The organism is Chryseobacterium sp. R2ACT005, assembly GCF_049949215.1.
GTDB lineage: Bacteria > Bacteroidota > Bacteroidia > Flavobacteriales > Weeksellaceae > Chryseobacterium.
In genome coordinates, this window is sequence record NZ_CP188192.1 from 1527062 (window position 1) to 1541127 (window position 14066).

14 protein-coding genes are annotated in these 14066 nt (G+C 34.0%); 6 read left to right on the top strand and 8 right to left on the bottom strand.

The features are described from left to right. Positions 1-127: 127 nt before the first annotated feature. Positions 128-298, top strand: a complete 171-nt coding sequence (locus ACPF63_RS06980) for a bacteriocin-like protein (RefSeq protein WP_426482514.1) — start codon at positions 128-130, stop codon at positions 296-298. A 133-nt stretch (positions 299-431) separates the two neighbouring features. Here ACPF63_RS06980 and ACPF63_RS06985 read toward each other — a convergent pair whose 3' ends face one another. The 8 genes from ACPF63_RS06985 to ACPF63_RS07020 all read right to left on the bottom strand — a co-directional run bounded on the left by ACPF63_RS06985 (position 432) and on the right by ACPF63_RS07020 (position 8107). Then, positions 432-593 carry a hypothetical protein gene (locus ACPF63_RS06985; protein ID WP_156118919.1) on the bottom strand — a complete coding sequence of 54 codons (162 nt, stop codon included), beginning with the start codon at positions 591-593 and terminating at the stop codon, positions 432-434. 119 nt (positions 594-712) lie between these two features. Next, the gene (locus ACPF63_RS06990; RefSeq protein ID WP_426482515.1) at positions 713-3418 is read right to left on the bottom strand and encodes a hypothetical protein; all 2706 of its coding nucleotides are present in this window, start codon (positions 3416-3418) and stop codon (positions 713-715) included. A gap of 99 nt (positions 3419-3517) precedes the next feature. Continuing rightward, positions 3518-4543: a hypothetical protein gene (locus ACPF63_RS06995; RefSeq protein WP_426482516.1), complete on the bottom strand. Its 1026-nt coding sequence runs from the start codon at positions 4541-4543 to the stop codon at positions 3518-3520. Then, complete coding sequence (locus ACPF63_RS07000; protein WP_426482517.1) at positions 4536-5339, bottom strand: fimbrial biogenesis chaperone; 804 nt, start codon at positions 5337-5339, stop codon at positions 4536-4538. The genes ACPF63_RS06995 and ACPF63_RS07000 overlap by 8 nt, the downstream gene beginning before the upstream one ends. An 84-nt stretch (positions 5340-5423) precedes the next feature. Further along, on the bottom strand, positions 5424-5948 hold the full coding sequence (locus ACPF63_RS07005; protein ID WP_426482518.1) for a hypothetical protein: 525 nt from the start codon (positions 5946-5948) through the stop codon (positions 5424-5426). Positions 5949-6247: 299 nt separating this feature from the next. Continuing rightward, positions 6248-6613: a hypothetical protein gene (locus ACPF63_RS07010; protein ID WP_426482519.1), complete on the bottom strand. Its 366-nt coding sequence runs from the start codon at positions 6611-6613 to the stop codon at positions 6248-6250. Positions 6614-6668: 55 nt separating this feature from the next. Then, positions 6669-7499 carry a helix-turn-helix domain-containing protein gene (locus ACPF63_RS07015; RefSeq protein ID WP_077416586.1) on the bottom strand — a complete coding sequence of 277 codons (831 nt, stop codon included), beginning with the start codon at positions 7497-7499 and terminating at the stop codon, positions 6669-6671. Positions 7500-7930: 431 nt separating this feature from the next. Further along, complete coding sequence (locus tag ACPF63_RS07020; protein ID WP_175627242.1) at positions 7931-8107, bottom strand: bacteriocin-like protein; 177 nt, start codon at positions 8105-8107, stop codon at positions 7931-7933. A 488-nt stretch (positions 8108-8595) separates the two neighbouring features. On the opposite strand from ACPF63_RS07020, the gene ACPF63_RS07025 reads away from it, so the two are divergent. The 5 genes from ACPF63_RS07025 to ACPF63_RS07045 all read left to right on the top strand — a co-directional run bounded on the left by ACPF63_RS07025 (position 8596) and on the right by ACPF63_RS07045 (position 13687). Next, on the top strand, positions 8596-9072 hold the full coding sequence (locus ACPF63_RS07025; protein ID WP_139348522.1) for a DUF5675 family protein: 477 nt from the start codon (positions 8596-8598) through the stop codon (positions 9070-9072). A 7-nt stretch (positions 9073-9079) separates the two neighbouring features. Beyond that, positions 9080-10789, top strand: coding sequence for a hypothetical protein (locus ACPF63_RS07030; protein WP_426482520.1), 1710 nt, complete (start codon positions 9080-9082; stop codon positions 10787-10789). A 495-nt stretch (positions 10790-11284) separates the two neighbouring features. Next, positions 11285-12298, top strand: coding sequence for a terpene synthase family protein (locus ACPF63_RS07035; protein WP_426482521.1), 1014 nt, complete (start codon positions 11285-11287; stop codon positions 12296-12298). 100 nt (positions 12299-12398) lie between these two features. Beyond that, positions 12399-13415, top strand: a complete 1017-nt coding sequence (locus ACPF63_RS07040) for a terpene synthase family protein (protein WP_077416596.1) — start codon at positions 12399-12401, stop codon at positions 13413-13415. A gap of 38 nt (positions 13416-13453) precedes the next feature. Further along, entirely contained in the window at positions 13454-13687 is a 234-nt protein-coding gene (locus ACPF63_RS07045; protein WP_426482522.1) for a hypothetical protein, read from the top strand. The last annotated feature ends 379 nt before the right edge of the window (positions 13688-14066 follow it).

Consider the following 14066-nt stretch of genomic DNA (forward strand, 5'->3'; position numbering starts at 1 on the left):
TAAGAGCCCAGAAATATTTTGTCGTTTACAATAAACTATGCATGATATTTCGTAATTAGTTTTATTTATATATTTTTGGTAAATAAGCAAAATGTTTATTAAAAAACTAATTCATTAATAAATAATTATGAAAAATCTAAAGAAAATTGCAAGAAATCAAATGAAAAGTGTACAAGGAGCGGGTACTCCAATTATGTGTCCTGCAAAATATTATCTTAAATGTGAATCTATCTATGTTTGTGATCCTGATCAAGGTATTTACGATTGTGTTTGCTCTTGCGTTTCAATCGGATCATAATAAGAATTTTTTATATACAAATTTGAGTCCTTTCACTGAGAGGGCTTTTTATATTTGATAAAGCTAAATTAAAACATTAAAACCCGTAAATATCGGGAAATTAAAATGGCTTCCCTAATGATTTGGTCTTATCTTATTCCTCGTTTTTAGGTTTAAAATTTCTTCCTACGCCTTGTCGCAGAAATGTAATTTTTCCCTGTGTTTTCTTTGCTTTTTCAAGGATTTCTAAGGCTTTAGTTCTCTCATTAACTTTGCCTGCGTGTGTTATATTGTCCTGAAGATCATTTTTTTTCATATATCAATATAGTGATTTTTTTTTATAAAAACAAATAATTTAGTGGAGATTATGAAATACTTGTTTTTTATGCTAAGTCTCTAATTAAGACATTTTACAATTAAAAGCCCTTTCTTCGTCTAATTTCCAAATTTCTTGACGTGTATCCTTTTCTCTGATACTTTGATAATAAATGGTTCAATGTTTATTATTTTTCCTGCCTGAACTGTAAAGTCCCGGTTTATTTTCTCACAATAGGTGTTTGCGGGTAACGAACTTTCCACAAGTTCTATTCTGTAATTTCCAGACCCAAGGAAAGAGCCGATTTCGCCATTGTCATCTGTAACAACACGCTGTATAAACTTATCTTTATCATAGATGCTGAAAATAATTCCTGCAGTTTTAGGTTCAAATTCCAATGCTTTTTTAGGGTCAAATTCATAAGTGATTTTTCCCAGCATGGTTCCGTTTTGATGCAGTGGAACTTGAAGAGAATAGCTGCTTTTTTTCACTTCAAACTCCATTTCATTATAATACCATCCCTGCTGGATTACCTGTTTTACCCTATACTGACCATATGGAATAGCTTTGTACACAATTTTACCATCATGATTTGTTTTGAAAGAGACATTATTGATCATAATAATGTAATTTTCAGCACTTTGGTCACCTTCATCATAGACACTGTTATTATTATTATCATAAAATACAAATGCAGCTATTTCTCCTTTTTTGCTGGCGATAAGTCTGTTAGGTTGAAGGTTCAGAGTGACACCTGCTTCAATAGTAAAAAAATTATTGCTGAAATTGTTGGAAGAATAATTAAACCAGGAAGAATTCAGGAATACTCCATATTTTTCTTTTGTATATTTCAGGTTAACAAATCCCGAAGGAGACTTACCATATAAAATATCATCAGTATAGGATAATCCTGAAGTAATATTGAGCTTTTCGCTTAACAGGTTTTTATTGACAAAAGCGGATACTGAAAATTTCTTATACATGATGTCCTCATTGAAATTTCTGGATGAAGCAAATTCGGAAAGGTAATAGCTGCCATGCTGATATATTCCGTTTATATTGAACCATTTATAACTGTAATTACCAGTGATTTTCATCTGATATTCTGCATTGTGGCCATCGGGATACTGGACTGAGCCTGCTTCCAGTGCAAGTAATGAAGAGTGTTTTCTATTATTGCTTATCCATGTTGTATTCTGAATGATTCTAAGTGCTTTCAGTGTTTGCAGTTCCTGATTTCCTGAAGTATCAAAAAAATTATTGTAGCTGTTAGAGCTTTCCTCCTGATATTGCATGCCCACAGCAAATCCGAAATTTTTCCTTTTCGCGAAGTTGATTCCAATATCTCCTCTTATGGTATTTGATTTAAAATCATTGTTGTAAGAGTGAAATTTTGGTGAAAAGTTAGAGATCATCGCATTCGCATACAAATAGTGGTTTTCAAAAATGGGGGTTGAAAAATTCTGCTGTATTTGCAGCATTCCTCTTCTATTTCCAGGATAATAGTCACTGCTGTAGAAATAGTTTCCATTCAGATTAATTTTTTTGATACTTCCTGAATACTGTGTTTCCAAAGCCAGAGAAGGCTGGGTAAGATGCGTATTTTCATAATAACTTAAACCACTGTATATTTTGGAATTCATTTTCCATTCTTTATTGAAAGAATACTGAATATCTGTACCTAAGACATGATGATTCGCTTTTTCATAAGGGTCATTTTTAAAAATATAGGTTGCTGAGAAATTTTTCGATGCATTTTGAGCGCCCATTATTCCTCTGGCATAAAAACCGTATCCATATTTCAGAAAAGAATTTCTTTCAATAAGACTGAAACTCTGATCTACAAAACCTACTTCAATTTTCTTGTCTTTATCTGAAGAAGTGTAAGCATATTCTGCACCTCTTCCAAATAAGGAGACTTCCATAATTTTACTGATATTCCCTAAAGTGAATTCACTTTGCTCTTTATGATAAGATATATAGGTATTGCTTACAACAGGATCTCTTTGATTGTTCAGCGTATAAATATTACCGCGGATAAACATATAACCCGAAGGAAGATTAAAGCCGCCTGACCCCATCAGCTGATACATGTCTGTAGTGTTGCCAACACGTCTGTAACTCGCAGTGATGGTGTTTTTGCTGTAATTTGAAAATATATCGAACTCCATATCCTGATAACGCTGGGTAGAAGAAACGTTTTGTACCGATATAGAAGTGTTACCAAAAATTTCCTTGTCCGGTTCTCTGAAACCTGCAATATTAATGGTAAACTGAGGGCTCTTAAGCAGATTTCCGGAAGGCAGAAACCGAAAAACAAATACAGAATCTTTCTGCACGTCGATAGTTCCTTTTTTTTCAATAAAAAGGTTCTTCTGGGCAGCTTCAGGAATTTTAAATACAAGGGTAACATGCTGTCTTTTGTTTCCTAAATTGGAAACCCTTGCCCGGACTTCCAGAGAATCTTTATAAGTTCCCATGTAGACAACAGGATTTTCAGCTGTTATCTTCATGTTGTTATTCTCCATCACCACATAGGAAAGGCTCTTTTTTACAACCTGTTGATTTTTTTCATCAGTAATGGTGAATGTGAGATCTGCTTTACCGGAGATGATCGTGTTGCTGGTCAGTATTTTGATGGGAATAAACAGATTCTGGCCAGGATTCAGTTCTATCTCTGAATTGCTGTCAGATATTGTTCTGAAACCTTTGGGAGTCCTGACTTCAACCTTGCCTTTGAAATGTTTGCTTTCATTGTTTTTCAAAACGAGCAGGATTTCTATAATGTTAGGATTAGCCTGATTGGGCTCATTACGGATCTCCATGCTTATAGCTGTACCAGTTTGAGCCGAAATCCAAATGGAAAACGGGATCACAATAAAAAGTATTATTTTCCTGAACAGCCTGTTATAAAGCATTATAAATTATTGAGGAGTAATCTCGAATTGTAGGGTTGTCGTATAATCTTCTGCTTTGGCATTGATAAATCTTTGATCATTAGGTTTAGTAGAATACTTCATGTCATAATAAACATCAGTATTCTGTGTAGAACTACCAGCTGCGATAATTTGGGGCGCCGTACTCAGCAAAACAGTATATACAGTTCCCATGTTGCCTGAAATAGGAATCAGATTAAGCTGTACTGCATCAAGAGGCAGGAAGTTACCGGCAGATGAACTGAACTGAGTCTGAAGGGATTTTAATTTGATCTGATACTTCGTATTGCTTTTTACAATAAGTGCATTAGAATACGTTACATTAGCCCCATTTACGTAATCCTGTATATTTTTAAATTCAAGAGTGCCGTTCATGGCGGCAGCTCCAAACTTCATAGACATCTCCGGAATATCCGTAGGAGTTCCTGAAAGCGTGCCAATCTGAAATTGAAAATTATGATCCATAGTACCAATAATATTGTTGTACTGATCATAAGCAGTAAACTGTAATGGCGCTGTAAAAGTAATCCAGGCAGGATATGCTCCCAGATAGGTTCCTCCTGCCAGATTCATGCTGTATTTAATCTGAAGGCTGTAATAACCATTCGGTTGTGCGGGCTGATTAAATAATGCTGCATTTGACTGGGGAATTAAGAAAACTTCTTGCCCTTCTTTCAAAATCACATTAAGCGGCATGCCAATTTGCGGGATAGACGGAACAGGGTTAGGGTAGGCCTTTCCTGAGGATGAAACCGGCTGAAAAGAAATTTTATTCGCAGGTAAAATATAATTTCCATTATTGGACGTGATAGGCTGTTTCAACTTTACCGAAACCCTCCAATAAGGGATGTTGATATTTCCATTACCCGATAAGGTAAGCGTGTACGCATCCGGATTTGTATTGCCGTTATAAGAATTAATTTGCAGATAACTGTTTACCCACGAGCTGTATGAAATTTGTGAAAAACAGCTCATGTAGATCAATAACAGGATAAGAAACAGTTTTTTATTCATGCGTAAAATTCAGCTCTGCCAGCTCCAGATTATTGTTGTCTCCATAATCAATCATTACCGATGCAGTATATTTTCCTTTTAAAAGGGTTGCAGGAAGAGGTATATTCACTTCTCTTTTATTTCCGGGCATAGTATAGAAAATAATCTGATCAAGTGATACTTTATTGCCGTTTTCTGTATTGACAAGTTCTGTTTGTATTTTTCCATCTGTCCATATATTACCCTGATTTTCGAACAAGATGCTGAGGTCTTTTTTTGACTGAGCTAGGGTAAGATTATGGATTTCAATTTTTTTACTGGCTTTGGCAGTTAACTTATGAAAGAGTTTAATTCCTGAACGGATACTTACTTTTATATTGGCTCCTTTATTATCTACATCATTCACGGGATTCATCTGGCTCACATACAGAACAGCAGTATGGGCTAACATCTGATCTGACAACGTGCCGGGAGGAGTTATGGTTACATCAATATCTTTTCTTTCCCCGGGAGCTAGGGTAAAATAGGTGTCTTCATTTTTTATAGATATCCAGCTGGCGCAAGATGTTGGCAGCGTATTGGCCGGAGACATTTTGTTTTCTCCTGTTTCATTATATTCCCAGTCACCTAAACTGACAGCCATATCCAAAGAATTTTTTGCACTTACATTGGTTACAGTTACTTTCTGGGTGGTGCTTTTTCCTGCATCAGATTCAAAATAAAGTCTGGGAGGAGACACAGATACACCTGTCTGAGCTTTGAGTTGAGAACAGAAAAGGAGTAAAGAGAATACAATGAAGATATAAGATCGGTTCATTATTATACTTTGCTATTAAAGTACAGATAAAGTGCTACAATTTGTAACACTTTATCTATAGTAGTTTATATAATATTTAAATACTTATTGAGAAATAATAGTATAGGTCAACTCTGTTGTATAAACGGTAGGATCCTGACCTGCAATATAATTGTCAAGATAAGCATTGGCACCAGCACCTTTATATTCAATGTTAATCTTTTTGTCTACACCACCATTAGCGGATGTTACTAATATTGCGTCATTAGCTGAAAGCTGTACATTCTGTGCATACTGAGCTCCGTTAAGAACTTCAGTTCCGGCACTGGCCTTAATCTGGATTGTATTGGCCTGGATATTCTTTGCCCCACTTTGCAATGCTTCATTGGCACCTTTTACTTTAACCTGGAAACCTCCTGTACTATAAATACTTAAATGGTCAGCATTTACAGAAGATACTCCGTTTGCATAGTCATCTTTGGTTTTATAGTCTAAGTTAACAACTTTTTGAGAAGGATTAACGATAAGCGTTTGGATAGGTTTTAATCTAACATTTAAAGTTACATTTTGCTGAGCCTTGAATGCAACAAAACCAAATAGCGACATAGAGGCTACAATATATTTCTTCATAAAATAACGGAGTTTTAATAGTATATTAATTCTTGTTTTTTTTCAGGTGCAAATGTAGAAAGAGGTATAGGTACTTATTTTGTGAAAAAGTACTAAAGATTTGTAAATTTGGTTTTGGAAATAATCTTGCTGAAAAAAAGTATTTTATAAAGAAATATGCGGATTTAAGTTAATTAAAAATTAAAAATATTGTTAATATTATTAAATCAATATTACATTATTGTCAATTTACTAAAAACGGATGGTTGAAAATTTAAAAAAATAATATTTATTGCATGATAAATAAGCTATAGAACGGCCTATTGAGAGATTAAAGTTAACATCATAGAAGTAGACTTATCTTTAAACAGTTTTATAATTTTATCTATTTTTTGATTTATCATGAATTTTTTTTCTATAACTCCATCCTGACTTTTGATGAGGTTATACTCGTCCTTATCATTCTGTTGAATTCCCAGCTGAAAGCCTGACGGACTTGAAATGATTACAGAACTTATTTCCGGCTGGATACTTTCATCTGTATCATCAGCCATTTCGCTGTCACCTCCAAGCGCCAGCATTTGTGTAGGATAAAGTCTTACATTCACCTGAATATCATCTGTCTGCGCATAGATGCTCATGGAAACAAAAAAGAAAATTACTGAAAAAATATATCTTTTCAACATATATTAATTTTTCACTGATCTGTTATTTATCCAAAAATACAATATTATTTTTACATTATTTCATTTCTGAGGGATTTTTTCCTGTATGTTTTTTAATAAAATTACTGAAATTTCCTTCATCACTGAATCCCAGATCATAAGCAATTTCAGAAATGTTGTAGCCTGAAAAACTAAGGGATTTTTTACACTCATTAATAAGTTTTTCAATAATAATGTGTTTGGCAGTTTTTCCCAGAACATACTCGGTCATTTCAGTTAGTTTTCTGGGAGTGATATTGAGTTCATTAGCATAGTGGGAAACCTTTTTAGCCTTTTTATAATCTCTCTGCAAAAGCACTTTAAATCTATTGACATAGTGGAGATAATCAAATTTGATGTCTTTTTTCAGTGTTTCTGCCGGGATATGTAAAAATGCATCCAGAATTAATCTTTCAATAGCGTTATGGGCTGCAGAAACATATAGACTTTCATCTTTATGCTGAAAGTTGTGCATCCTTCCCATAAAAACAATGTTCATTTCTTTAATATTTTCAAAAGGTGCTATAAAAACATCAGAATCATAATTGAAAAAAAGCCTTGAATTGATAAACATGCTGTCTTTTGCAGATCTTTCATAAAAACTTGAGGAAAATGCAATCACATAAATCTCACCTCGTTTAGTTTCACCAAATACAATTTGTTTTTGAGGACCTACAAATGCTATATGACCGCCTTTTACGGAATGTGGAATGTTTTCTATCTCTAATGTGATATCTTCGATAATGATATAGATACAGAAATACTCGAGTGTATTAAAACTTCTTTTATTATTATTTCTCTGTATTATATTATTCAATGTGTTGATGCTAAATCCTAAATTCTTTAATTGGTCTGTAATAACGTACATAGTTAAGCTTCAATAAAATGATTAATTTGTTATGTAAAGGCAGATTATAAAGCTAAAATGAGTTTAAATATCAAACGTTGTGGCATAGTTAGGATATTTGGGTACTTATTTTGAAGCTTGAGTTGAACTTATATAAATGTATAAAAATAATTATGTTTTATCATTAAATTCGGGCTGTTATCAGGATTTCTTTCAGATTCCTTACCCTAAAGTTCGCTTATAAATTATAATTACATTTAAGTATATTGAATACATTATCTTAACATTATTAAAACTGATTTATTGTATTGATTATGAAATTTCTGACTTTAATATTAACAGATAAATCCTGCGAAATCATTGATTTGCAGGATTTTTTTTTATTTAGTTATTCTATTATCGTTTTCTGAAATGCACCAAAGATTGCCGCAAAATTGGTTGGACTTTTATTTTTAAATGGGCTGGGGAATCTCAATTTGACTACAATCTATTGTTTTTGGGATGCATTTTTTTACTTTTTCACACCATTGATGAGTGTATATGCATACTGACGGAAATGGGCCGCCAATTGCTCCAGCTCCTGTTACTGTTTTTAATTCATTTCTTGAAAGTTTTTTTAGATTTTTCATAATACAAAATGTTTTTATTTTCCTACTCTTTTATATAAAGCTTTTCGGATACCGCTTATTTTATAGTTCAAAAATGAGATATAAGATATTCAATGCAAAGGAGAGGTTAATAAGTGGTGGTGTTTTTTATGTAAGTGAAGCCGTTTAAGGGTTTACTGTATGGGTGGTCGTAGGATGAAAATCTGATAATCTTTATTGTAATGCAGCCTATTTTTTTCATATTGATAGAAAATACCTAAGCTTTTAGATTGTAATACTCAATTCATTAGAAGCCTCTGAAAAAGCTACTCAATACTACTTGAAAAATGATTTTTATTGATTTCATTTTATGATTATAAATGGATTATCCGGCATAGTATAAAGAAATCCGGAAGCTGAAATATTACACAAAAGTGCTATAGACAGGCAGTTGATTTACATGTAATTTTACTATGAAATCAATCAATATCGTTAATACAGGTTTATCCTCAATCTTAAAATATAAAATCATGAAAACAACTTTACTTGTAATTGTATTAACCGCTGTTTTTTCAGGCAGCCTTTTTGGGCAAAGAAATTTTGAAATAGTGATTGAAAGAAAACTGTCATCGGCGGCCTGTACCTTAGGATATCTCATTGCAGATAAAAAAGTTATCTGCCATACGTTGGAACTGCCATGGGAAAATAATACAAAGAATATCAGTTGTATTCCTCCCGGATCCTATAACGGCATTTTGAGATATGATAAAAATGACGGATGGAGAATACAGCTTGAAAACGTACCAGACAGAGATGGGGTACAAATTCATATGGGAAACTATACAAAGCAGATCAAAGGATGTGTTTTGGTGGGGATGGAAACAGATATTAAAAGCTGTACTGTAGGAAATAGTAAACTCGCATACAGTAAATTGAAAGATGCTTTTTACGGAACCTCAAATCCTAACAGTACTCCTGATAAAAACATTATAGTAACCTTTAAATAAACTAATCATGAAAAATTTTTATGTAATCATGGTATTGCTTTTTGCCAATACCGGAGTTATTTGGTCACAAGTGACACCAAATTCAAACAAATTTTCAGTCGAGAATTATGCAGCTATAGATAGTAAAGGGAAATATGCGCTTTACAACACCCACGGCTTTTATGAAAATGTTGCCAAGGGTACTGTTGCTAAGGTGTTTATACTGCCTATTCTTAAGTTTGATATCAATAATATTAAATATATAGACAATAAAGGAAATGAAACATCCAAGAGTTCTGATCAAATCCGGACGTTGATTATTCCGGTAACTCAGGAGCTGGCATTACCCAATGAAAGCCAGAAAGCATCGATTTGTGCTGCAATAAGAAGCACAACAATAGCAGCCTTTTATGCTCCAATTTTAAAAAATATAAACGGGCAGCCCGTGTTAACACCTTACCTGATTACTAATCCTGGATTGACCAATCATTTCTTTTCCTTAGCCAAGCAGTATGAAACTACCATGCTGGCTCCTCAGGAACAGTTGATTAATGATTATAATACAAATTTTCAAAGCCAGATCATTTCACCTACTGAGGTAGAATTCATTGTGGAAGCAGGAGGGGAGGTTGTTTACAGCAAGCGCATTTCAGGAACTCTGGTTGGAAATAAAAGCTTTAAAAATATAAGTATTGAAAATCCTACGGAATATGTTAAGAATCTGCTGGCCAACGGAAATGGTGATATATCGGTTAGCTATAAATTTAAGAATTCTAAAAACAGTTATATTAATGCGCATATAGATGGGAGTACAGTTGTTAACCAATTTTTAAGTGATGCTCAAAAGAGCAGTGTCAGCCAGAGATCAAGCGGATGGGCCTTTCTCGGTTTAGGAAGCAGCAGGAAATCGATGAAGTCTTCATTTAATCAGCAGGTTGACAGTCAGTATGATGCTGAAAAAATTAATAATACAAGAATCGAAATGTATGATGCGGATGATGATATGATTTATCAGTTTGAAGAAAAATTCTTTCCTGATATCTCTCGGGAAGAAGCCATTAAAAATCACTTTCAGGCAGCCGAAAAAGCAAAAGCGGAAGGAAACGAGAAATTGCAGAATTTACATTTGCAGTTTGCAGAATCATTGCAAAAAAATGATCCTAACCTAACTCCTAATATCGAAGCAGCTGTAGCCGCTCTTGGCAGAAAAGATTATATCGGATTTATAGCCAATGGAGTAAGATGGGGGAATAATGAAGCCCGTGGTAACACCACCTTTAAAAGGGTGCTGAACAGTACTGAAATGACAAAGATGGTGGAGGATTATAGTCATACGAAAACCATATCGGTCCAGCATGCGGTTACTCAACCTGTTATTGCCAAAGAGGATATGAAGTTTAGAGCTTCTGTAGGAGTTATAGATGTTATTCCATGGGATGTACAGCTGTATATTTTTAACGGATATAATACCGTTTTGCAGAATGTAAAAGGGGTACTGATAGGTCCAACAACTTTAGGTGGAGCTTTACATCTTAATAATATCCTTCCCGGTACCCTGGTTAAAAAAGTAGGTTCTTATTCCGTATATGATGCGCAAACATTTTCAGATGCTTTAAAAAATTATGAGCCTGGTGAGAGGACTAATTTGACTTTAGTAGTACCCAATGCCATGAATCCCAATATTTATCAGGAAAAAACCGTACAATTTACTTTGGGGTCTTTTCCGGTAATTGATTAGGGTGGACGATTAGTATATATCAAAAATCATTAAATGACTCCTGTAGATTTTTCAGCAGGAGTTCTTTTTTGTGGAATACTCCCATTGGAATATTTTAAAATCTGGTATCTTTTTCCATTATTACTTATTTTTTCAACAATCTTATAAAATCAATCATAATATAATTATATTAATTATTTGATTACAGGTAAAATATTGAATATTTATCTCTTTTTGAAGTATTAATTTGTTGATAATCTGATGTGTAAATTTGAGTTATTATCATTGGAGATCTGTAAGTTGTTGTTATTCAATATTATAAATATATTTAATAATATAATGAAATTCCGTATTATTTAATAAAATTAATTTGTACATTTATTTCATTCATGAATGTATCTTGTTGGTAATTAGTGTAATATATTTTTTAAAGTATAGTTGCTGTTTTTATAAAGAGCTATATGTTTAAATAAAACTATTATACGATAAAAGATAAAACCATTAAAACATATAATCATGAGTAATGAAAATTTTAATCCTCTTGAACTTCTTCGTACAAAGTTCAGGTACCCGTTCCCAACCTTAAAAAATCCTCATGCGGATCAATTGCAGGAAATTACAGAAAATCAATGGATTGATGGTGAATACATGTGGCTGTACCAAAATAATCCTGATTTGCGTAAAAAGTACAAGAAAACCAAAACGGCCCACATCGCTGCTCAATGGTTTCCTACCGCTTCTGCTGAACGTTTCCGGCCTATCTGCAGACTGATGCTCTGGACACTTTACAATGATGATCTGTATGAAGAAAGTAAGCCTGATGACATTGATGATGTACATGCTCAATCCATTGCTATATTGAATGGTGAAATGTCTGTTTCTCAGTCTACAATACCTTTAGCTTCTATGCTTGCTTCGTTAAGACAGGAGTTGCTTCAGTTTATTCCAAAAGAATCTATGCATCGTTTCACACAGATGATCAGCAGGTATTTTAGCGGGCTTAAAAAGGAACAGCAATACAAAGAGAATAAGATGTTCCCTACAACGGCAGAATGTATTGTCTTAAGGGAAGATTCTATCTGTCTGTATCCTTTCCTGCAGCTTACTGAAGTTGAAACAGGGATCACACTGCCGCCAGAAATTCATGATCATCCGGTGATTCGCCGGCTCCAGGCACTTGCCTGCCATCTGGTAACTTTTTTCAATGAGGTTCAATCTGTAGTAAAAGATGAAGCAACGGACAGTATCTACTATAATATTGTGAAGGTAATCCAGAACGAACGCAGGGTCTCGCTAGAGGAAGCCTGCCTGGAAGACCTGCGCCTCCATAATGAAGATCTTAAGGAATTTATAGCCCTGCAGGCTTCACTTCCAGACTTTGGTATATGGCACGAGGCTGTGGTCAATTGGGTACATTATATGAGTATGGTATTGAGTGGCTGGAAAAATATATCCACTAAGCTTGACCGTTATAATGCTATGGAGTTTCCTCAGACAAATGAATTGAAAGAAAGGCTGAGCCAATTTTAATACCAAAATCGACAAAATTTCCAATTACATATTGCAATTTGAAAAAAACAAGATTATTGAAAATGTAATTTTTATTCTATTAAAATTAAAACAACATATTATGAACAAACAATTTAATGTACCCAAGCCGGTATATCCTTGGGAAACTCTTCGAAGTCCTTTTGCAGGAACTTTAGACCAAGAAGAAACTATCTGGTATGACCAGGATTATCAGTTTCTTTCAAAAGAATCCATGGCAAGATATAGGAAAATGCGTTTGATAGATGTAGGTCCTTTTATGGTACCCGGTGCTGCTGAAAAAGAAAGAATTCTTCATGCTACACGTTTTGCAATATATATGACAGTAACTGATGATTATGCTGAACTTTTACCCATAAAAGAAATTGCAGGTTTTAGAGACCGGATTTTTGAAGTTATGATGGGGGATGATCCCAAACCTGGCGAAATAGGAATATTCCGCCAGATGCAAGCCAATAGAAAAGAGTGGATAGCACTTGGAATGCCAGATTTCTGGCTTGAACGAATGGCTAAAAAATATAAGTATAATTTTGTTACTGATGGAATTATGGAAGAATCTCCTTATAAAATCAGTAAGGAAATTCCTCCCATTCCTTTATTTCATTTAATTCGTGCCAATTCAATAGGTATGATTCCATTTGTTGATTTGATTTGCCCAACAACGGGATTTGCTTTGCCTGATTTTATTTATAATCATACTGTTATCCAGCGCATAATTATGCTGCAGTCAATTATTGTTGCTTTACAGAACGATTTTGCAACTATAGGAAAAGAACTTGCGATAGAATCAGAAATGTTCAATATTATCAAATTACTGATGTATCATAATAAAATGTCTTTTGATGAAGCCTGTAGGGAAGGAATGAGAATCCATGACGAGCTTGTAGATGAATTTGTAACGCTATCCAACCATTTACCGGATTTCAGCCCATATCAAAAAGAAACAGAAGAATTTATTTATTACATAAAGCAAATGATTAGTGGATTAAATAACTGGTACTATCAAAGTGGGACAAAAAGGTATGAACCGGGAGGATTTGCTGTACCACCCAACGGAAAAGGTGAAACACTGGAAAGGGTGGAAATTAAGCATTTTTAATGTGCAACTCAATAATTAGTCTTCTAATTTTAAATGATATGAAACAGCAAGATGTTCCTGTTTTACAATATCCCTGGACCTATGAAATAGGCCCGTTTTCCCAATCATTCTATGAAGAACAGGATCGTTGGATTGATACGGATTATCAGTTTATGTCCGAAGCCACAAGGACTAAATATAAGAAACACGGCCTCGTAGAGGCCACGTTTTACATGTTTCCGGCGGCTAGTACCAAAGACAGATTACCTATAGCAAGGGCTGACTCTATTTGATGATTATTATGAGTATGGTATTGAGTGGCTGGAAAAATATATCCACTAAGCTTGACCGCTATAACAAAACAGAATTTCCAAGTGTTTCTGAATTAAAAGAAACATTAGGACATAACCAACTTCAATAAAAATTGAATGGTTGCCATCGCATTCCACTACAATGGTGATCATATATTAAGAACCTGCCAGAAGTCAGGTATACCAATATGCTTTACCTGAGTGAATGCATGATCTACAATACAGTTTTAGAGTAATAATCACGATGCAGAAGAAATTCGGTTGTGATGTATTGCATAAAGCTGTTCATGTTTATTTAAGTACAATAATTTTAAAATATAGATAAAAAATGACACCAGAACAATTTAATAGTGCAGATTAC

Excerpts from the sequence above, each read along its gene's own strand:
- ACPF63_RS07005 (WP_426482518.1), bottom strand. The coding sequence starts at position 5,948 with ATGAAGAAATATATTGTAGCCTCTATGTCGCTATTTGGTTTTGTTGCA.
- ACPF63_RS07025 (WP_139348522.1), top strand. The coding sequence starts at position 8,596 with ATGAAAACAACTTTACTTGTAATTGTATTAACCGCTGTTTTTTCAGGC.
- ACPF63_RS06990 (WP_426482515.1), bottom strand. The coding sequence starts at position 3,418 with ATGGAGATCCGTAATGAGCCCAATCAGGCTAATCCTAACATTATAGAA.
- ACPF63_RS07015 (WP_077416586.1), bottom strand. The coding sequence starts at position 7,499 with ATGTACGTTATTACAGACCAATTAAAGAATTTAGGATTTAGCATCAAC.
- ACPF63_RS07035 (WP_426482521.1), top strand. The coding sequence starts at position 11,285 with ATGAGTAATGAAAATTTTAATCCTCTTGAACTTCTTCGTACAAAGTTC.
- ACPF63_RS06980 (WP_426482514.1), top strand. The coding sequence starts at position 128 with ATGAAAAATCTAAAGAAAATTGCAAGAAATCAAATGAAAAGTGTACAA.
- ACPF63_RS07000 (WP_426482517.1), bottom strand. The coding sequence starts at position 5,339 with ATGAACCGATCTTATATCTTCATTGTATTCTCTTTACTCCTTTTCTGT.
- ACPF63_RS07040 (WP_077416596.1), top strand. The coding sequence starts at position 12,399 with ATGAACAAACAATTTAATGTACCCAAGCCGGTATATCCTTGGGAAACT.
- ACPF63_RS06985 (WP_156118919.1), bottom strand. The coding sequence starts at position 593 with ATGAAAAAAAATGATCTTCAGGACAATATAACACACGCAGGCAAAGTT.
- ACPF63_RS06995 (WP_426482516.1), bottom strand. The coding sequence starts at position 4,543 with ATGAATAAAAAACTGTTTCTTATCCTGTTATTGATCTACATGAGCTGT.
- ACPF63_RS07045 (WP_426482522.1), top strand. The coding sequence starts at position 13,454 with ATGAAACAGCAAGATGTTCCTGTTTTACAATATCCCTGGACCTATGAA.
- ACPF63_RS07020 (WP_175627242.1), bottom strand. The coding sequence starts at position 8,107 with ATGAAAAATCTAAAAAAACTTTCAAGAAATGAATTAAAAACAGTAACA.
- ACPF63_RS07030 (WP_426482520.1), top strand. The coding sequence starts at position 9,080 with ATGAAAAATTTTTATGTAATCATGGTATTGCTTTTTGCCAATACCGGA.
- ACPF63_RS07010 (WP_426482519.1), bottom strand. The coding sequence starts at position 6,613 with ATGTTGAAAAGATATATTTTTTCAGTAATTTTCTTTTTTGTTTCCATG.